This window comes from Leucobacter chironomi DSM 19883, assembly GCF_000421845.1.
GTDB lineage: Bacteria > Actinomycetota > Actinomycetes > Actinomycetales > Microbacteriaceae > Leucobacter > Leucobacter chironomi.
Window position 1 is genome coordinate 45,223 of the sequence record NZ_ATXU01000009.1, and the last position, 18,193, is coordinate 63,415.

The 18,193-nt window shown below is 71.2% G+C and carries 16 protein-coding genes; 10 read left to right on the plus strand and 6 right to left on the minus strand.

Annotated elements, in window-relative coordinates; all coding sequences use genetic code 11:
• Nucleotides 1–12 precede the first annotated feature (12 nt).
• The 5 genes from H629_RS0110895 to H629_RS0110915 form a co-directional block, all read right to left on the minus strand.
• Entirely contained in the window at nucleotides 13–519 is a 507-nt protein-coding gene (locus H629_RS0110895) for a hypothetical protein (RefSeq protein ID WP_024357287.1), read from the minus strand.
• Between the two features lie 116 nt (nucleotides 520–635).
• Complete coding sequence (locus H629_RS0110900) at nucleotides 636–2,519, minus strand: alpha/beta hydrolase (protein ID WP_024357288.1); 1,884 nt, start codon at nucleotides 2,517–2,519, stop codon at nucleotides 636–638.
• A gap of 18 nt (nucleotides 2,520–2,537) precedes the next feature.
• Nucleotides 2,538–2,918 carry a DUF6507 family protein gene (locus H629_RS0110905; RefSeq protein WP_152485703.1) on the minus strand — a complete coding sequence of 127 codons (381 nt, stop codon included), beginning with the start codon at nucleotides 2,916–2,918 and terminating at the stop codon, nucleotides 2,538–2,540.
• A gap of 6 nt (nucleotides 2,919–2,924) precedes the next feature.
• A complete protein-coding gene (locus tag H629_RS0110910; RefSeq protein WP_024357290.1) occupies nucleotides 2,925–3,236 on the minus strand; it encodes a pore-forming ESAT-6 family protein in 312 nt (103 codons plus the stop codon).
• A gap of 33 nt (nucleotides 3,237–3,269) precedes the next feature.
• Nucleotides 3,270–3,605, minus strand: a complete 336-nt coding sequence (locus H629_RS0110915) for a hypothetical protein (protein ID WP_024357291.1) — start codon at nucleotides 3,603–3,605, stop codon at nucleotides 3,270–3,272.
• A 175-nt stretch (nucleotides 3,606–3,780) separates the two neighbouring features.
• Here H629_RS0110915 and H629_RS0110920 point away from each other — a divergent pair, with 175 nt between their 5' ends.
• The 5 genes from H629_RS0110920 to H629_RS0110940 are packed head-to-tail and all read left to right on the plus strand — an operon-like array spanning nucleotide 3,781 to nucleotide 10,778.
• Nucleotides 3,781–4,599: an FHA domain-containing protein gene (locus H629_RS0110920; protein WP_024357292.1), complete on the plus strand. Its 819-nt coding sequence runs from the start codon at nucleotides 3,781–3,783 to the stop codon at nucleotides 4,597–4,599.
• Nucleotides 4,596–4,877, plus strand: a complete 282-nt coding sequence (locus H629_RS15415; RefSeq protein ID WP_024357293.1) for a hypothetical protein — start codon at nucleotides 4,596–4,598, stop codon at nucleotides 4,875–4,877. The genes H629_RS0110920 and H629_RS15415 overlap by 4 nt, the downstream gene beginning before the upstream one ends.
• A complete protein-coding gene (locus tag H629_RS0110930; RefSeq protein WP_024357294.1) occupies nucleotides 4,874–6,169 on the plus strand; it encodes an EsaB/YukD family protein in 1,296 nt (431 codons plus the stop codon). The genes H629_RS15415 and H629_RS0110930 overlap by 4 nt, the downstream gene beginning before the upstream one ends.
• The gene (locus tag H629_RS0110935) at nucleotides 6,166–6,876 is read left to right on the plus strand and encodes a hypothetical protein (RefSeq protein ID WP_024357295.1); all 711 of its coding nucleotides are present in this window, start codon (nucleotides 6,166–6,168) and stop codon (nucleotides 6,874–6,876) included. Before H629_RS0110930 ends, H629_RS0110935 begins: the two co-directional genes overlap by 4 nt.
• On the plus strand, nucleotides 6,873–10,778 hold the full coding sequence (locus tag H629_RS0110940) for a type VII secretion protein EccC (protein ID WP_024357296.1): 3,906 nt from the start codon (nucleotides 6,873–6,875) through the stop codon (nucleotides 10,776–10,778). Before H629_RS0110935 ends, H629_RS0110940 begins: the two co-directional genes overlap by 4 nt.
• A 71-nt stretch (nucleotides 10,779–10,849) precedes the next feature.
• Here the strand turns inward: H629_RS0110940 and H629_RS0110945 are convergent, their stop codons facing one another.
• Nucleotides 10,850–12,037 carry an ROK family transcriptional regulator gene (locus tag H629_RS0110945; RefSeq protein ID WP_024357297.1) on the minus strand — a complete coding sequence of 396 codons (1,188 nt, stop codon included), beginning with the start codon at nucleotides 12,035–12,037 and terminating at the stop codon, nucleotides 10,850–10,852.
• 94 nt (nucleotides 12,038–12,131) lie between these two features.
• Here H629_RS0110945 and H629_RS0110950 point away from each other — a divergent pair, with 94 nt between their 5' ends.
• The 5 genes from H629_RS0110950 to H629_RS0110970 are packed head-to-tail and all read left to right on the plus strand — an operon-like array spanning nucleotide 12,132 to nucleotide 18,121.
• Nucleotides 12,132–13,232 (plus strand): Gfo/Idh/MocA family protein, encoded by a 1,101-nt coding sequence (locus H629_RS0110950; protein WP_029746891.1) that lies wholly within the window; start codon nucleotides 12,132–12,134, stop codon nucleotides 13,230–13,232.
• Nucleotides 13,229–14,752 (plus strand): sugar ABC transporter ATP-binding protein, encoded by a 1,524-nt coding sequence (locus H629_RS0110955; protein WP_024357299.1) that lies wholly within the window; start codon nucleotides 13,229–13,231, stop codon nucleotides 14,750–14,752. Before H629_RS0110950 ends, H629_RS0110955 begins: the two co-directional genes overlap by 4 nt.
• The gene (locus H629_RS0110960; RefSeq protein WP_024357300.1) at nucleotides 14,752–15,798 is read left to right on the plus strand and encodes an ABC transporter permease; all 1,047 of its coding nucleotides are present in this window, start codon (nucleotides 14,752–14,754) and stop codon (nucleotides 15,796–15,798) included. Before H629_RS0110955 ends, H629_RS0110960 begins: the two co-directional genes overlap by 1 nt.
• On the plus strand, nucleotides 15,795–16,919 hold the full coding sequence (locus tag H629_RS0110965) for an ABC transporter permease (protein WP_024357301.1): 1,125 nt from the start codon (nucleotides 15,795–15,797) through the stop codon (nucleotides 16,917–16,919). The genes H629_RS0110960 and H629_RS0110965 overlap by 4 nt, the downstream gene beginning before the upstream one ends.
• The gene (locus H629_RS0110970) at nucleotides 16,916–18,121 is read left to right on the plus strand and encodes a substrate-binding domain-containing protein (RefSeq protein ID WP_024357302.1); all 1,206 of its coding nucleotides are present in this window, start codon (nucleotides 16,916–16,918) and stop codon (nucleotides 18,119–18,121) included. Before H629_RS0110965 ends, H629_RS0110970 begins: the two co-directional genes overlap by 4 nt.
• The last annotated feature ends 72 nt before the right edge of the window (nucleotides 18,122–18,193 follow it).

An 18,193-nucleotide genomic window follows, 5' to 3' on the forward strand; every position in this document is an offset into this window, starting at 1 on the left:
CGCGCAGTCGGGTCAGTTGCCGGCGCGCTCGCGGCGGAGATCCCGCACCTCATCGACGTCGCCGGGGTGGCAGCTGCCGTCAGCGTAGATGCTCACACCGTCGGCCACGTCTCCGGGGTGGAACATGATCATGAGCTTGTCGACGACTCCCGGGTAGCGCGCGTAGACGACGGTCGTGTCGACATCGCCGTCGTAGCTGGTGCCGGTGACGTCCTCCCAACCGGCGGCGTGGAGTTCTTCGGCCACGCGCTTCCGGAACTCTTCCTGACCCTCCGGGAACCGCCAGCCGTCGACGTTGCCGATGCTGCGCATCAGTGTGTACGCGAAGCCCGGGCTCGGGGTCCTGCACTCGACCAGGTCGAGCCGCTCCTCGAACAGCTGGACGCGGTCGTTGTCGCCCTCGTCGGGCGACTCGTACGGCGCACTCGGATCGATGAGCAGCGCCACCCCATGAATGCTCTCTTTGAGCTCGGCGCGCACCTCATCGGACTGCGTCAGAAGCTCTTCACCATTGGGCACAGACGTGCCTCCTCTCCAAACCGTGATCCCGACACCGGCGATCGCCGCGACGAGTACCGCCCCCGCGATGCCCAATCCGATCCCCATCCGGCGGCGGGATCTCTGATCGCGGGCGCTCACTTCGTCTCCTTCAGCAGGTCGGCCGCCTGATCGACGCCTTCGAGGAACGACCGGGCATCGGTGTCGAGGTACCCTCGCTGGCCCCTCCAGAACTCGTACCAGGGGGTGTGGTGGTGCGAACCGTGCCCCTCGGTCTGCTCGCCCTGCGGGGCGCGGACCTTCCCGTCGGCGCCGATCCCGAAGTCGACGGTTCCGGTCTCGCTGCTCAGCTCGGTCACGTAGTCGAGATCGATGGGGTTGATCGGGTGCGAGGAGATGCCGGGACTGCGGCCCGCCCACGCGGTCCAGTCGCGGCCCGCGGCGGTGGAGTTCACCTCCACGTTCTGCTGGCCTATGGCGGCAGCGGCGTCCTCGGTCCAGCCAGCCGACCCCACCGTGTACATCTGGTCGAGCAGTTCGGGGTGGCGGCCCTGGGCCTGCGCCCCCATCGTGGTGCCGTAGGAGTGGAACCAGCCGGCGGTGATCGAGTCGGGATTGCGCTGCGAGACGCCGCCCATGAACTGGGCGTAGCGGGCGGCGCCGGCCTCGGCATGGATGCTGCCCTGCACCGCGGTCGCCCCCTTCGAATCGTACTCGAACCACACGACCGTGGCGATCGAGATCCGCCCGTCCGCGGCGGAGTACCCCCGACGTTCGAGCTCCGTGTTTACCTCTCGCCGCACCTCCCGAGCGGTGCCGCTCCAGTCTCCGAACTGCTCGAGATCGGTGCGGATGCCGTGGGTGAGCGTGAGCACCAGGTCGGCGCGGTCGATGTCTCCGTAGGAGACGGCGGCCCGCGGCTCGTTGAGATCCTGGAACAGTGAGAGCAGGAAGACGTCGCCCCTGCGCTTGCCGTTGTCGTCGACGAGGGCGTTGTAGACCTGCTCCAGCCGGTCGCGCGTGCCCCCGTCGAGATCGTCCTGATCGAGCAGCTGCTGCAGATACCGGTAGTTGTCGGTGTCCTTGACCCGCGCCGGGATGCCGTTGAGGTTGCCGATCACCCCGGGGGCGGCGGCCATCAGCACGGCGAGCTCGCCCGTCGGCTGCCAGCCCGACGGGAACTCCGTGCCGGCCACGCCCTCGAACCAGCGGCTCACGCGCGCCGGATCGGCGAGGCCGACCGCGGCGATGAAACCCGAGTGCGCCGCGATCCAGTCGCTGATCTCCTTCGAGCTGCGACCCTCGGCGACGAACCAGTCGAGCCGCCGCTCGACCTCGTCGGTGAGCGCCTTGCGCAGTCGCTCGGACATGGGGATGTCGTCCATGTCGCTGCCGTAGGCGCCCCACTGGGCGAGCTCGGAGCTCATGGGCTTTCCATCGACGCGGTAGACGTCGGTGCCGCCGGACACCCGGCCCAGGGCGCTGGCGAGTTCGTCCTCCGCCGACACCACGTCGGCGTTGAAACGGGCGATGTCCTCCTTGAGCCGGCGTGCCTCATCCTGGCGCGCGCTGAGGGCCGCCTCGGCCGCGTCGGCCTTCCGCTGCGCCTCGGCCTGGGCGGAGCTTCCGGATTCGAAGTCGCCGTAGGTGAGGGCTGATGACGTCGACGTGACCGACGCCGAGGCTGCGGAGAGCGCCGCGTTGACCTCGTCGATGCGGCTGAGCAGCTCTTCGCGCTTCGTCTGGAGCGTGCCGAAGACGGGCGCCGTGAGCACGATCTGCTGACGGGCCTCCATGAGCGCCTCCGAGAGCGCGAGCGCGTCGGCAGCCGGCCGTTCGAGCATCTGATAGACGCCCTCGGCCCCCGTCACCTGGAACCAGTCGGTGAGGTTCTTCCAGTGCGAGTTGGCGGTGGCCACCGCGTTCGAGGCGTCGATGCCGATCGTCTGCAGCTCGTCGCCGAGCGACTCGACGGCGCCCTGCGACACCACCTGATATACCGAAGCCGGATCAACGGCCATGTTCACTCACCTCGAACCTCAACCCTCGGGGTACGAATCGGCGTTGTACCGGTACTTCGACGCGATGCCCCACTCGGACTGCGCGTAGGATTCGGCGGCCTGCACGTCGTCGCCCATCTGCGCGTCTCCGGTGAGCACGGCGACCGTCGCCTCGGTCACCTGACCGCAGCGGTGCTGCAGCATCCACATCAGCTTGCGCGGCACGTCGGTGCGCTCGTCGCAGAAGCTGTTCCATGCGCTCGCGAGCGAGGTGCGACCGTCGACCGAGAGCGAACTCGCGCCCTCGGTCTGCAGGCTGGCGAACTTGCGAGAAGCGGTCTCGAGATCGTTGCCCTCGTCGTCGACCTGCGCCAGCACGCCCATCACGCCCGCGGCGTCAACGCTCCACTGCCCCGACACTGCGCCTCAGCCGATGTTGTCGACGGCGGACTTCGCCTTCTGAATGGCGGCCTGGGCCGCCTGATCCGACTGCTCGAGGCTCTTGCGCAGGGTGGCGATGATCTCGCGCACGCCGGTGGCGGCGTCCTTCCACCGCTGCTCCTTCGACGCGTACTCATCGGAGACCCCGTCGGCCTGATAGTCGCTCATCGCCGAGCGCACGTCGGCGTTGCGCTGCTCGATCAGCGACTCGAGGCGAGACGCCACGCGGTCGAAGTTGTCCTGCGCGTTCTGCGAGGCCGCGACGTCGTAGTCTCTGCGATCGTTCTGGTTCGCCATCTGTCTGCTCCTGAGGTGTCTGCGGGTCGGTGATCAGCGCGAGGCGCTGAAGCGTGCGGCGTCGAACGAGACGGACGACTGCGTCTGGCGGGTCTGATCGGCGATCTCGCCGTCGCCTTCGAGGAAGGATCGGTCCATGCCCGAGATGCCGGAGAGCACACCGGAGAGGGCCTGGTCGAGCTCGACCGCGATCTGCTCGGAGTTGGCCTTGAACTGGTCGAACGCCGCACGACCGGCTCCGTTGAAGCGTCCCTCGAGCGGTTCGGCGGCCTGGGCGAGCTCGCGAACGAGCGCCCCCAGATCGTCGCCTGCGGTCGAGGTCTGCTTCGTGAGCTGCGTCAGCACCTCTGCACCCATTGCGAACTTCATGGCGTTGCTCCAATACCGAAGAAAAACGAACGGAGCGGGTGCATGACGATGCGAACCCAACTCCGGATTTCAATCTGCTCCTATGCTATAGGGAGCGCGGTCGAGTGGCCAGGGCGGTGGGGGGCGACCCACTGCGCGCCCGATCGCGATGGCAGGAGGGAGCCGTGGTCAGCGAATGAAGCCGAGCCCCGCGACCTCCGACGTCATCGCGGCCCCCGTATGGCGGGTGGTACTCGCGTGCGGCGTCGATGTCCTGCTCGTCGCTGCGATCGTCTGCGCGAGCCTGTCGTTCCGGGGAACCCGCTTCGCCGAGCTCGGCCCGGCGATAGCAGTGGCGGGACTCATCGCGGTCGCGGTTGCCGTCATGGACTTCGCCGTACGCGGCCTCACCCCCGGCTGGCGGCTCGGCGGCATCCGCCTCGCGGCGATCGGCGGCTTCCCCTCTGTTGGCTGGCACCGGCCGCCGCACGCGCGCCGCATCGCGGCGGATCTCCGCCGCGGGGCGGACCCGGTCGAGGTGCGCACTCCCGTGCCGGTGTTCACCGGCGCGGACGGCGTGCCGACCGCGGTCCGCGAGCCGGTGCTGGCCGGAGCGCCGCGTCGTGAGCCGGCCGAGGAGCATCTCGAGCACACGATCTTCGCACCGGCCTTCCGGCGCGGCTGGACGGTGCTGCTCGACGGAGCCGCCGCGGCATTCCTCGACCGCCCCATCGTGCTCGGTCGCAACCCGACCGAGCAGCCGGGCGAGACGGCGATCGCGGTCGCCGACCTCGCACGGGAGGTGTCGAAGAACCACCTGCGCGTCACCCTGAGCGAGGCCGGAGAGCCGATCGTGCAGGATCTGGGATCCACGAACGGAACGGTGCTGCTGCACCGCGACGGCCGCTCGGCGCTGGTCGCGGGCGGGCGCAGCGTGGTCGTCGACGAGTTCATCACCGTGCGCATCGGAGATCATTCGGTGCAGTTCACGAAGAACGGGAAGGCGGTCGCGTGAGCACAGATCAGAACCTGCTGGAGTCGGTTCGCGCGCACCGCACGCGGCTCGCCGCGGCAATGCTGTTCGGCGCCGAGGGGCGCGAGCGGCCGCGACGGTCGATGCTCGCGCGGCTGCTGATCGGCGTGGTGATCGCGGCGCTCGCGGCCGCCGCGTGCGTCGGCGTGGGCTACGTGCAGCACGTGCTCGAACAGCAGCGCATCGAACGACAGCAGGTCAGCAACAGCGAGCCGGCGCCGACCGCGGTGCCGTCGCTCGAGTCAGGGAGCACGACGTGATCGATTTCACCCGTCTCACGGTGGTGGGCTCGCACCAGCGGGCCACGCTCGTCGTGCCGAGCGACGATCCGATCGGCACGCATCTCGGCACACTGTGCGCACTGGTGCACGAGCCGCGGCCGAACGGCGAGCTGATCGCCCTCGTGACCGCGCTGGGCGAGGAGCTGGATCCCGCGCTGAACCTCGCGCAGCAGGGCGTGCTCGACGGCGCGGTGCTGCGCATCGTGCCGACGCGCGAGCTGCCGTCGCCCCCCGAGGTGTCGGACGTGGTCGACGCCATGGTCTCTGAGCCCGAGGGCTTCGCTCCGAAGTCGGACGTGCACCGCGGTATCGCCGGGGCCGCGGTCGTCGGTATCGCCACAGCGCTTCTGCTGCTCGCGCTGCCGGGCGCGGCGGTGCCGCTCGCGGCCGGCATCTCGGCGCTGGTGTTCGCGGCGCTGGGCGCGGTGCTCGTGCGCCTCGCAATGCGCGGGCCGAGCTGGGTCGCGCTGTCCGTCGCGCTGGCCTCGGCGTGCGCGGCCGTGCTCGCGGCGCTTCCGCTCATCACCCTCTCGGCCGCGGTCTGGTTGCTCGGAGCGGCGATCTGGGCGGTGCTCGGGATCGTCTTCGGTCTCGGCGGGGCTCGGACGCCGGTGCTGCTCGGCGCTTTCGTGGGGCTCGCCTCGTCGGCGATCGGGATCGGCGCCGAGCTGCTCGGATTGAGCTCCGGCCGCACGGCCGCCATCGTCGCCCTGGCCGGGCTCGTCTTCCTCGCCGTGCTGCCCGAGCTCGCGCTCTCGGCTTCCGGCCTCACCCGTCTCGACGATGGCACCGCTTCCGGCCGCGCCCCGCAGCGCCCCCGAGTGCTGGCGAGCATCGAGGCGGCCTATGATTCGCTCCGCTGGGCCGCGTTCGCGGCGGCGGGCGCGATGCTCTCAGCCATCCCGATGCTGCTCGGCGCGGGCGATCAGTGGTTCCTGGGACTCGGCCTCATCGTCGCCGCGCTCGTCGTGCTGCGCGCGCGGGTGATCCCGCTGGCGGCACCGGGCTGGGCCCTCTGGGCGGCGGCGATCGGCGGCCTCCTCGCGGGGCTCGCACCGCAACTGGCCGCGCCGTCGCCGATGGTGCTGGCGGGCCTCGGCGCCGCAGTGCTCCTCGCCGCCGCGGTGGCGGCCTCGAGCCCCGCGGCCCACACCTCGGTGCGGCTGCGGCAGTACGGCGACGCGCTCGAGACGGTGCTCGCGCTGGCCGTCGTTCCCGTCGGTCTCGGCGGGTTCGGCGTCTACGCGCAGATGCTCGGGGTGTTCTCGTGATCCTGGGCCTCCGCGAGCAGCAGCGCCGTCGCTTCTCGGAGACGCTGCAGGGGATGCACACGCCCATCGCGACCGCGCGGAAACTCGTCTTCGCCTCGATCGGGCAGACGGCGGCGGGCCCCCAGGCGGCGTGGGCGGTCGCGCGGGCGCTGGCCGCGGTGCAGCCGCGGCGAGTGCTGCTCGAATCCCGGGCGGACGGTTCGGAGTGGCTCGCCTCCTTCGCGCCACCCGGGCCCGGGCAGCTGCCGCGCCTGCCCGAGGAAGCGCGGCGCACACTGCGCGCGCTTCCCGGCGGAGCCTGGGGCACTGCCTCGGCCGTCGACCACCGGCACTTCGACGTCGTCTGCATCGACCACGGTCACGCGGCGAACCCCGACGCTGCGCTCGCCGCCGCCTCGCGGGGCCACGCGCTCTGCCTCGTGGCGAGCTCGGCGCGCGAGGTCGCCGATCCGGCGATCGCGCTCGCCGAGGGGATCTCCGCGCATCCCGCCGGTGTCCCCACCGTGGTCGCGCTGTGCGAGCCCCCGGCATCCCGCGCCGGCTGGGCCGCGCTCATCGCGGAGCGCGCTCCCGTGCCCGTCGTGCGGCTTCCGCTCGTGACGGGCTCCCGGCCGGCGGCCCGTGCTCGCCGGAGCGGGCCGGCCGAGGCGGAACTCGCCGCGCACCTGCTCGCGTCGGCCGTGGAGCGGAAGGGGTTCCGCCCGTGACCTCCCGCGTCGTCCACCGGCCCGCGCGTACCGTCCGAGGCCCCGAGCGACCCCGCGAGCGCACCCTCGCGCCGCCTGCGCCGCTCGGCGACGCCCCCAGCGGCATCCCCATGCAGTCGCTGCTGCCGGTGGTCGGCTCGCTCTCATCGATCGTCATGATGACCGTGCTGCGCTCCAACCCGCTCATGGTGGTCATCGGTGCGCTGATCCTCGTCGTCGCGCTGCTCAGCGGGCTCGGCATGGCCTTCTCGTCGCGCGGGAGGCAGAACCGCGCGCGTCGGCAGGGGCGCTCGCGCTACCTGCACTATCTCGACGGTGTTCGCGAGGAGTATCGAGAGCTGCACGACGAGGTGCGCGCCGAGAGCCACCTCGCCTCGCCCTCCGCCGCGCTGCTGCCGCAGTGCGTCGCCCAGTCCGCGCGCCTCTGGGAGCGGCGACCGGGCGACGTCGACTTCCTGCAGCTGCGCGCCGCGACCGGTCGGCAGGAGTGGTTCGAGCTGCGCCTGCCCGAGGACCCGAACCCGGTGCAGCCGTTCGATCCGTTCCTGCTCGCCGAGGCGTCGCGCACGGCAGAGACGGCCTCCCGGGTCGACTCCCTCCCCGTCACGGTGCCGCTCACTCCGGGCTCCGTCGTCACCGTGGTCGCCCCACCGGAGCAGGGCCGTGCCCTCGCTCGCGCGATCGTGAGCCAGCTCGTCGTTCTGCACGCCCCGGAAGAGGCGCTGCTCGCCGCAGCGATCGACCCGGGCGAGCGCGACGAGTGGCGCGGCATCGACCTGCTGCCGCATCTGCGTACTCCTGGGGTCTGGGACGGGCCGCTCCCCGCCCGCAGCGTCGCGCGCGATCCCGCTGCCCTCGCCGGCCTGCTGAGCGCCGAGCTGGAGAATCGAGCCGCCCGAGCGCGGCGCGGACGCGACCGCGCGGTGCGGCCGGAGACCCCGCTCATTGCGCTGTGCGACTTCATCGAAGGACCGGCGAAGCCGCTCCCCGCACCCGATGGCGTCTCCGCGGCGGAGTGCGGGATCTCGTCGATCGTGCTCGTCGCCGATCGTCTGCACGAGCCCGAGCAGACCACGACCCGCATCACCATCGATGCCCAGAGCGGTGAGACCCGCATCGAGCATCTCGGCGCGGAACCGGGGGCTCATCCGGCCTCGACGGGTGTGCGTCACGACGCTGTCGCCGTCGAGCTGTTCGAGCAGATCTGCCACGGTCTCGCGCCGCTCAGGCTCTCGACCGAGGCTCGCGTGCACGCCACGACCGATGCCGAGGTGGGGGCTCTGGACATTCTGGGCGTCGAGCGGATCCAGGATCTCAGCGGGGAGCGGTGGGGCGCGGCCGGCCGGCGCGGTTTCCTCACCACCGTGATCGGCTCCGGCCCTCACGGCGGCCCCGTCTCCCTCGATCTGAAGGAGGCCGCCCAGGGTGGCATGGGCCCCCACGGCATCTGCATCGGCGCGACGGGCTCGGGCAAGAGCGAGTTCCTGCGCACCCTCGTGCTCGGACTGGCGGCCTCGCACGGCCCCGACGACCTGGCCATGATCCTCGTCGACTACAAGGGCGGTGCCGCCTTCAGCCCCTTCCAACCATTGCCCCAGGTGGCGGGCGTCATCGACAATCTCGAGGGCGAGGCCGGGCTGATCGAGCGAGCACGCGCCTCCATCTCGGGCGAGATCGTGCGCCGTCAGCAGCAGTTGAAGGACGCCGGCATGCTCGCCTCCATCACCGAGTACCGTGCGGAGCGCGAGCTGCGGCCCTCGCTCGAGCCCATGCCGCATCTCCTCATCGTGCTCGACGAGTTCGGCGAGCTGCTGACCGCTGAACCCGAGTTCATCGATCTGCTGCTGCAGATCGGGCGCATCGGGCGCTCGATCGGCGTGCACATGCTGCTGTCGAGCCAGCGGATCGAGGCGGGCAAGCTGCGCGGCCTCGACACGTTCCTCTCGTACCGCATCGGCCTGCGCACCTTCTCGGAGCAGGAGTCGCACACGGTGCTCGGAACACCCGACGCCTTCCACCTGCCGTCCGCCCCCGGCGGCGGGTACCTGAAGGTCGATTCCTCGGTGTACACCCGCTTCCAGTCGGGGTTCGTGTCCGGTCCGTTGCCCGGGCCGGACCGTCTCGCGGAGGAGGTGCCTTCCGTGCCTTTCCCGCTGCCGGGCGACAACTCCATCGAGATGCAGCTCGCCGCCTATCTCGGGCGGCCAGCACCCGTGCCCGATGAGCGCAGGAGCGCTCCGACCGTGGTCGAGGAGAGCGTGCGTCTGCTGCGCGACGGCGCCGCACCCACGGCGTCGATCTGGTTGCCGCCGCTTCCCGCGCGCTTCCCGCTGCTGTCCGTGATCGACTCCGAACGGACGCCGCTTGAGGTGCCTATAGGCCTGATCGACGATCCGGCTCGTCAGCATCAGGGGCCGTGGAACCTCGACCTCGATCGTGCCGGCGGGCACTTCGCCGTCATCGGGTCCCCGCAGTCGGGGCGTTCGACGTTCCTGCGCACCGTGGCCGCCGGAATCTCGACCACGATGCCTCCCACGCGTGCCACCGTCTACGCGCTCGACCTGACCGGCGCCGGGCTCACGCGCGTCGCAGGCTTCCCGCACGTCGGCGGCGTGGGGGTGCGCGGCGACATCGAACGTCAGACGCGCATGCTCGAAGAGCTGCACGGCATGCTGAGACAGCGGGAAGGCCTGTTCCGCGAGCTGCAGATCGAGTCGCTCGGGCACTTCCGCGCTCTGCACGGGGCGGGTCGGGTGCCCGGGATCGTCTCGGCTGACGTCGTGCTGATCGTCGATGGCTACGGCCTCGCCCGCACGGAGTTCACGATGCTCGAGGAGCCGCTGTCGGAGCTGCTGCAGCGCGGCGGCAGCTTCGGCATCCACCTCGTGTTCTCGCTCACCCGCTGGGCCGAGCTGCCGATGCGGCTGCAGCCGCTCGTCGGCAACCGGATCGAACTGCGGCTCAACGATCCCGGGGAGTCGACGATCGCGCGCAAGCTCGCGGCGACGATCACGCAGCCGGGCCGTGCGCTCACCGGCGAACGGCTCTTCGCCCAGGTGGCGCTGCCCACCGCCGATACGGTGCCGGACGAACTGGTCGGCGAATCGCTCGCCGAGCTCGCGGAGCGCACCGCCGCCTCGTGGACGGGCCCATCCGCTGCCCCGGTCAGGCTGCTGCCCGAAGTGCTCGACGTCGCCGAGCTGCCGGGCGCCGTGGAGGAGCCCCTCCGCCTGCCGTTCGGCTTGCGCCAGGACACCATGGACGTCTGCGCGCTCGACCTCGAGAACTCGGCGGGTCAGGATCAGCACCTGCTCGTGCTCGGCGACAGCGGCAGCGGCAAGACGAATCTGCTGTCGGTGCTGCTCGACGGACTCGTGACGCGGCGCACGCCGGAGGAGGCCGTGGTCGCGCTCATGAGCCCGCGCGGTGCGCTCGCGGACCAGGTTCCAGAGGACTACCTCGGAGGAAGCGCGACCGATGGGCGACGTGCGAGGGAGCTCTCCGCCGCGCTCGCCCTGGAACTGGAGAAGCGCCGGCTGGGCGAGGCCTCGGCCGAGCTGCGGATCTACGCCGTGGTCGACGACTTCGACGTGCTCGCGGCCGGCAACACGGCCCCGCTCGAGCCGCTGCTGCCCTATCTGCCGCAGGCGCGCGATCTCGGGCTCACGGTCTGGGTCACCCGCCCGGTCGCGGGTGCCGCGAGAGCGCTGTACGAGCCGACACTGCAGCTGCTGCGGGATCTGGGCGCCACCGGCGTGCTCCTGTCGGGCGAACGCGGCGAGGGCCAGCTGTGGCCTGGGGTCGTGGCGCAGCAGGCGATCCCGGGTCGCGCTCGCATCCTGCGGCGCGGGGAGCCGCCGCGGCTCATCCAGATCGCGATGCGCGGTGCGGATCGCGTCTGAGCCGGTGGGGGCACGTCGTGCCGCAGGCCGCCGCCGCTCGGGTGCTCCGGCGCCAGCCGCCGCTCAGGCGTTCAGCCGCCGAGCGCGGCGGTGATCCGCTCCGGTGAGAGCGCGGCGTCGATGGCGAGCTGAGCTGCGCCGTAGATCGCGGCGTTGCCCGCCGCGCGCGAAGGGGCGATCGTGAGGTGCTCGGTGGAGAGCGGGATCGAGCGGGCGTAGACCACCTCGCGCACACCGGCGACCAGGTGCTCCGCGGCCTGCGCCATGGTGCCGCCGATCACGATGGTCGACGGGTTCATGAGGCTCACGCAGGCGGTCAGCACCTCGCCGATGTCGCGGCCGGCCTGCCGGATCGCCTGGATCGCGGTGACGTCTCCGCTCTTCGCGAGGGCGACCACCTCGCTCGGGCGGTGGTAGCGCGCCTCGGGCGTGCTGAGCGCGTGCGCGAGCGCGCGGCCAGACGCGACGGCTTCGAGGCAGCCGCGGTTGCCGCAGGGGCACGGGGCGTCGGCGGCGCGGGCCAGTGCGACGTGCCCGATGTCCCCGGCGGCGCCGTTGGCGCCTCGGCGGAGGGTGCCGCCGGAGATGACGCCGGCGCCGATGCCGCTCGCCACCTTCACGAAGATCAGGTCGGTCACTCCGGGCCACGAAGTGCTGAGCTCGCCCAGCGCCATGATGTTGACGTCGTTGTCGACCAGCACGGGGGCGTCGATGCGGGCGCGGATCGCGGAGGGGATGTCGAAGCGGTCCCAACCGGGCATGATGGGCGGGTTGATGGGTCGGCCGGTGGAGAACTCGACGGGGCCGGGCACGCCGATCCCGATGCCGGCCACCTGATCGGGGCCGTATCCGAGGGTCGGCAGCAGCTGCTCGGCGGAGTCCAGGATCCACTCGATCGCCGCTTCGGGGCCGTCGGCGATGTCTCTCGGAGAGGAGGCCTCGGCGAGGAGTTCGCCGTCGAGGTCGGTCACCGCGACGCGGGCGTGGAGGGCGCCGAGGTCGGCCGCGAGCACCACGCGGGCTCGTGGGTTGAACGCGATCTGCGCGGAGGGCCGGCCGCCGGTCGAGGCGGCGTCGTGGACGGACGCGATGAGGCCGAGGTCGAGCAGCTGGTCGATACGCTGCGTGACCGTGGGCCGGGAGAGGCCGGTGATCTGCGCGAGCTTCGCACGGGTGCGCGGTTCGCCGTCTCGCAGCAGCTGCAGCAGGCCGCCGGCCGTCGAGATGACGGGAGTGTGAGAGGGGGAGGAGAGAGCCACCCTTTCAGTAAAGCACAGGCGAAAGCTGGTAACAGTTTGGTTACTTATGAAAAAGAATTGACAAAAGTGGGTGAGGTGCCAGCACAATGAGAGCATGTCACCGCAGACAGGCTCCGCGCCGCACCCTCCGAGCATCGGCATGCTCGGAGCGGGATTCATGGCGCGCACCCACACGCTGGCCGCCCGCACGGCCGGCGCCCGGCTCGCCGCGATCGCCTCATCGACGCCCGAGCGTGCGGCGAGTGCCGCGGCCCAGCTCGGCTACGAGCAAGCCCTCGCCCCCGACGAACTGCTCGCGGCAGGCCTGCCGTTCGTGCACGTCTGCACCCCCAACCGCAGCCACCTCGGCTACACCCGATCCGCCCTGCGAGCCGGCTCGCACGTGATCTGCGAGAAGCCCCTCGCCACGACCGCCGCCGAAGCCCGCGAACTCGCCGCGGAGGCGCGCGCCGCGGGCCGCATCGGCGCCGTGCCCTTCGTCTACCGCTACCACCCCATGGTGCGCGAGGCGCGCGCCCGCATCGCCACCGGCGAGACCGGCACCGTGCTGACCGTATCCGGCCAGTACCTGCAAGACTGGCTGCTCGACGCGCAAGACGAGAACTGGCGCGTCACCACCGACTCCGGCGGCCCCTCGCGAGCCTTCGCCGACATCGGATCCCACCTCGTCGACCTCGTCGAGTTCGTGAGCGGCGACCGCATCACCCGGCTCGTGGCGACCTCACGCACCGTGCACGCCGAACGCGGCGGGCAGGCCGTCGACACCGAAGACGCGGTCGCACTCACCGTCGAACTCGCGGGCGGCGGCATCGGTTCCCTCCTCGTCTCGCAGGTGGCGCCCGGTCGCAAGAACGGCCTCGTGCTCGAGATCGCAGGCACCCGCGAGAGCGTGCGCTTCGAGCAGGAAGACCCCGAACGGCTGTGGGTGGGGCGTCGCGGCCACTCGCTGCTGCTGCGCCGCGACCCCGACACGCTCTCAGCCGCCGCGGCCCGCCTGGCGCAACTGCCGGCGGGACACCCCCAGGGCTATCAGGACGCGTTCAACGCATTCGTCGCCGATGCCTACGCGCTCGCCGCCGGCGACACCCGCGACGGGGTCCCCACCTTCGACGACGGTGCTCGTGCCGCCGTCGTCACCGACGCGGTGCTCGAGTCGGTGCGCAGCGGCGGCTGGGCGGAGGTGAGCGAGGCGTGAACGCCACCCGATCCGCCCCAGTGCTCTCAGCCGTCGACGTGCGCAAGCAGTTCTTCGGCGTCGAGGTGCTGCACGGGGTCTCCCTCGACCTCGTGCCGGGGACCGTGCACGGCCTCGTCGGCGAGAACGGCGCCGGCAAGTCGACGCTCATGAAGATCATCGCGGGCGTGCACCGGCGTGACGGCGGCGACGTGCTCCTCGACGGCGAGCGCGTCGACTTCGGTCACCCCGTCGAGGCCGCCAACGCCGGCGTCGCGACGGTGTTTCAGGAGTTCAACCTGCTCGCCGACCGCACCGTGGCGCAGAACGTCTTCCTCGGCCGCGAACCGCTTCGCTTCGGCATCGTCGACACTGCCGCGATGCGCCGGGCGACCCGGGAACTGCTCGCCGACCTCGGCATCGCCGGCATCTCGCCCGACGCGGCCGTCGGCGGGCTCACCGTCGCCGAGCAGCAGATCGTCGAGATCGTGAAGGCGCTCTCGATCGACGCCCGGGTCATCTCGATGGACGAGCCCACCGCCGCCCTCGCCGACCACGAGGTGGCGATCCTGTACCGCGTGATCCGCCGTCTGCGCGACCGCGGCGTCGCGATCCTCTACGTCTCGCACCGGCTGAAGGAGATCTTCGACCTCTGCGACACCATCACCGTGATGAAGGACGGGGCGCTCGTGTCGAGCGGCCCGGCCGCCGAACTCGACCAGGCCACCCTCGTACGGCGCATGGTGGGGCGGCCCATCAGCGCCTACTTCCCGGACCCCGAGCCCGGCACCGAACTCGGCGACGCCCTCGTGTCGGTGCGGGGCGGCGGCAACCCGCAGCTCGAAGGCATCGACCTCGAACTGCGCGCCGGGGAGGTCGTCGGCGTCTCCGGCCTGCAGGGCTCGGGCCGCACCGAGCTCGTCGAGGCGATCTTCGGCGCCGCGCCGTTCACCCGCGGGGAACTGCGGATCGCGGGCGCCGCGACGACCATCCGCCGTCCGCGCCAGGCGGTGCGGCGGGGCATCGCGCTCGTCACCGAGGATCGTAAGCGCAGCGGACTCGCCCTGCACCAGTCGATCCTCGACAACGCGCTTCTCGCGATCCGCAGCGTCTTCCCCGGCCGCACCCGCGCCAAGCGCGCCGAGGTCCCGGGCATCTTCACCGCGCTCGAACTCGTGAGCCAGGGCCTCGGGCAGGAGGTGCAGGCGCTCTCCGGCGGCAACCAGCAGAAAGTGGTGCTCGCGAAGTGGCTCGCGACCTCGCCCCGCGTGGTGCTGCTCGACGAGCCCACCCGCGGTATCGACGTGGGCGCGAAGATCGCGGTCTACCAGCTCATCCGCGATCTCGCCAAGCGGGGCGTCGCGATCCTCTTCGTGTCGAGCGAACTGCCCGAGGTGATCGGCATGGCCGACCGCATCCTCGTGATGCGCGACGGCCGGATCGCGGGCGAACTGCCCCCGGGATCCGCTGAGGAAACCGTGCTCGCGCTCGCGACGGGCGCCGCACCCGGAACCACCACCGACGGCGGGGGAGAGCAGTGATGGCCGCGCTGAAAGCACGCCTGCAAGGGCTCGACACGACCGTGATCGTCTTCATCGCGCTGATCGCGGTGCTCGCCCTGAGCGCCGTGCTGGTCGCCACCGTCGGCCGCAACCTCTTCAGCCCGGGCAGCATCCGCGACATCCTCACGGGCATGAGCGTGCTCGGCTTCGTCGCGATCGGGCAGACGCTCGTGATCCTCGGCGGCTCCCTCGACCTCTCCGTGCCCTACGTGGTGAGCCTCACCAGCCTCATCGCCGCCCAGACCATGAACGGCCAGCCCGGCATGGTCGTGCCCGGCGTGCTGCTCGCGCTCGGGGTCGCCGCGCTGATCGGGCTCGCGAACGGGTTCATCGTCACCTTCCTCAAGGTGCACGGCTTCGTCACCACGCTCGGGGTCGGGCTGATCCTCAAGGGCTATCTCGACACCAACTACAAGGGGACCGCCGGATCGGTGCCGTGGGCCTTCCAGCTCTTCGGCGCGACCGGCATCGGGCCGGTGCCGGTCTCGACGATCGTGATGCTCGCGCTCGCCGGCGCCGTCGCGTTCCTGCTCGCCCGCAGCAGCTTCGGGCACCACCTCTTCGCGGTCGGCGGCAACGCCGAGGTCGCGCGCCTCTCCGGCGTGCGCACGCGGCGGCCCCTCATCTGGGCGCACATCATCTGCTCGGTGTTCGCGGGGATCGCCGGCCTGCTGCTCGCGAGCCGACTCGGCGTCGGCAGCCCCACCGTGGGCGTGCAGGGCGGTTACGACCTGCTCTCGATCGCCGCGGTCGTGCTGGGCGGCACACTGCTCGCGGGCGGACGCGGCTCGATCTGGGGCACGATCGGCGGCGTCGCCATCTTCGCCGTGATCGACAACCTCATGAGCGTGCTGCAGGTCACCCCGTTCCTGAAGGACGTGGTGCGCGGCGCGGTCATCGTGATCGCCGTGGCCGTGTACTCGCGGCGCCGGCTCGTGGCCCGCCGCGAGCGCTTCACCCGCTCGGGGGCCGACGCCGCGCCCCCCGAGACCATCGAGGCGATGACCGAGGGAGGTGCGCGATGAACGCCGCGCAGTCCGCATCCGCGGCCGGGATCACCGGCATCGCCCGCTTCGCCCGCACGCTCGTCAGCCCGCGCGGCGCCGTCTACCTGCTGCTCGTCGTGCTGCTCGTCACCGTCGCCGTGCTCAACCCCGCCTTCGCCGAGCCCGGACAGTTCGTACGCTACATCCAGCGGGTGGCGCCGATCGCGATCGTGGCGATCGGCCAGTACTTCGTGATCGTGAGCGGTGAGTTCGACCTCTCGCAGGGGTCGCTCGTCACCACCCAGGTGGTGCTCGCGGGCACCCTCATCGGACAGGACGACTCGAAGGCGCTGCCCGTGCTGCTGCTGCTCGTCGTGCTCGGCACGGTCGTGGGCATCGTGAACGGCCTCGTCACCACGCTGCTCAGAGTGCCGTCGTTCATCGTGACCCTCGGCATGATGCTCGCCCTCTACGGAGGCGTCATGTGGTGGACCGGCGGCGCCGCCACCGGGAACCCCGCCGACTCGTTCCGGCAGGTGGGCCGCGGCGGCATCGAAGGGCTGCCCATCATCGGCATGCTGCCCTGGGCCGTGGTGGTGCTCGCCGCCGTGCTGGCGCTCGCGGCCTGGCTGTCCCGGCGACCGTTCGGGCGCACCCTCATCGCGATCGGCGACAACCCCGCAGCGGGCCTCTTCGCCGGAGCGTCCGTGTGGCGCACGAAGACCATCGCCTTCGTCATCTCGTCGCTCTCCGCCACCGTCGCAGGCGTGCTGCTCGTCGGCTACGCCGGCGTGCACCCATCGGTCGGCCGGGGCTACGAGTTCACGGCCATCACCGCGGTGGTGCTCGGCGGCGTCGTGCTCGGCGGCGGCCGAGGATCCGTGTGGGGCGCCCTCGCCGGCGCCTTCGCCCTCGAGACGCTCTTCACACTGCTCAACTTCACCTCGGTGCCGTCCACCATGCGCGACGCCATCCAAGGTGCCATCATCATCGCCGCCGTCGCCTACTCGGGCGTCGCGTTCGGCGCTCGCAGGCGCCGCGGCGCCGACGAACCTCCCCGGGTCACGACCGGGCCGGAACCGACGGGGAGCACCCCGTCACCCGATCCCGCGGGCACCGTCGCCGCGCGGGGCGCACACACGAAGGAGAATCGATCATGAAACGATCGCTGAGCATTACGGCGAGCCTCGTCGGCGCGGCATCGCTGATCCTGCTGGCGGGGTGCACCACCGATCCATCGGTGGAGACCCCGGCGGAGGAGACCAGCGAGGAGACCTCGTCGGCCGAGTGGTTCGACCAGGAGCTCTTCGACAAGCAGAACGCCGAGCGCTCGGTCGTGCCCGAAGGGCCCGCCGAGCAGCCGTACCTGCAGACCATCAACGCCGAGATGCGCGATACCGCGGAGTACGCCTCCGAGGGGGCGAAGAAGCTGTGCTTCGCGAATGCCTCGATCTCGAACCCGTGGCGGCAGACCGGCTGGATCACGATGAACGAGCAGCTGAAGGTGCTGCAGGAGTCGGGCGCGTTCTCCGAGATGGAGACGCGTGACGCGAAGGACAGCGACGACACCCAGATCGCCGACATCGACTACTTCATCGCCGAGGGCAACTGCGACGGCTTCATCATCTCGCCGAACTCCACGGCCGCGATGACACCCGCCGTGGAGCGCGCCTGCGCGACCGGCAAGCCCGTCGTGGTCTTCGACCGCGGCGTCCAGACCGACTGCGCCGTCACGTTCATCCACCCGATCGGCGGCTTCGCCTGGGGCATCGACACCGCCGAGTTCCTGATCGACAACCTCGAGAAGGGCGACAAGGTCGTCGCGCTGCGCATCCTGCCCGGCGTCGACGTGCTCGAGCAGCGCTGGGCCGCGGCCGACAAGCTGTTCGACGAGGCCGGCATCGAAGCGGTCGACTACTTCACCGGAGCCGACCCCGCCGAGATCAAGAAGATCATCTCCGACGAGCTCGCGAAGGGCGACGTGCAGGGCATCTGGATGGATGCCGGCGACGGCGCGGTCGCGGCGATCGAAGCCTTCGAGGACGCCGGCAAGCCCTACCCGGTGATGACCGGCGAGGACGAGCTGAGCTTCCTGCGCAAGTGGAAGGACACGGGCCTCACCGGCCTCGCCCCCGTCTACTCCAACTTCCAGTGGCGCACCCCGCTGCTCGCGATGGAGAAGATCTTCGCCGGTGAGCAGGTGCCGACCGAGTGGGTGCTGCCGCAGAGCCCCATCACCGCGGAAGAGCTCGACGACTACCTGAAGCGCAACGAGGGCATGCCCGACGGCCACTACGCGAAGTTCGGCGGCGAGGATCTGCCGGGCTACCCGCAGGTCTGGCAGGATCGGGTCATCCCCTAGGCCATGCGGTAGCCCGCGGGAGCAGGCCTCTCGGAGACTCGGGCAAGGGATCCCCGCGTGTCGCTGACGCGC

Bases quoted from the DNA above. Each gene is read 5' to 3' on its own strand.
- H629_RS0110900 (WP_024357288.1), bottom strand. From the start codon at position 2,519: ATGGCCGTTGATCCGGCTTCGGTATATCAGGTGGTGTCGCAGGGCGCC.
- H629_RS0110910 (WP_024357290.1), bottom strand. From the start codon at position 3,236: ATGGCGAACCAGAACGATCGCAGAGACTACGACGTCGCGGCCTCGCAG.
- H629_RS0110915 (WP_024357291.1), bottom strand. From the start codon at position 3,605: ATGAAGTTCGCAATGGGTGCAGAGGTGCTGACGCAGCTCACGAAGCAG.
- H629_RS0110920 (WP_024357292.1), top strand. From the start codon at position 3,781: ATGAAGCCGAGCCCCGCGACCTCCGACGTCATCGCGGCCCCCGTATGG.
- H629_RS0110950 (WP_029746891.1), top strand. From the start codon at position 12,132: ATGTCACCGCAGACAGGCTCCGCGCCGCACCCTCCGAGCATCGGCATG.
- H629_RS0110960 (WP_024357300.1), top strand. From the start codon at position 14,752: ATGGCCGCGCTGAAAGCACGCCTGCAAGGGCTCGACACGACCGTGATC.
- H629_RS0110965 (WP_024357301.1), top strand. From the start codon at position 15,795: ATGAACGCCGCGCAGTCCGCATCCGCGGCCGGGATCACCGGCATCGCC.
- H629_RS0110970 (WP_024357302.1), top strand. From the start codon at position 16,916: ATGAAACGATCGCTGAGCATTACGGCGAGCCTCGTCGGCGCGGCATCG.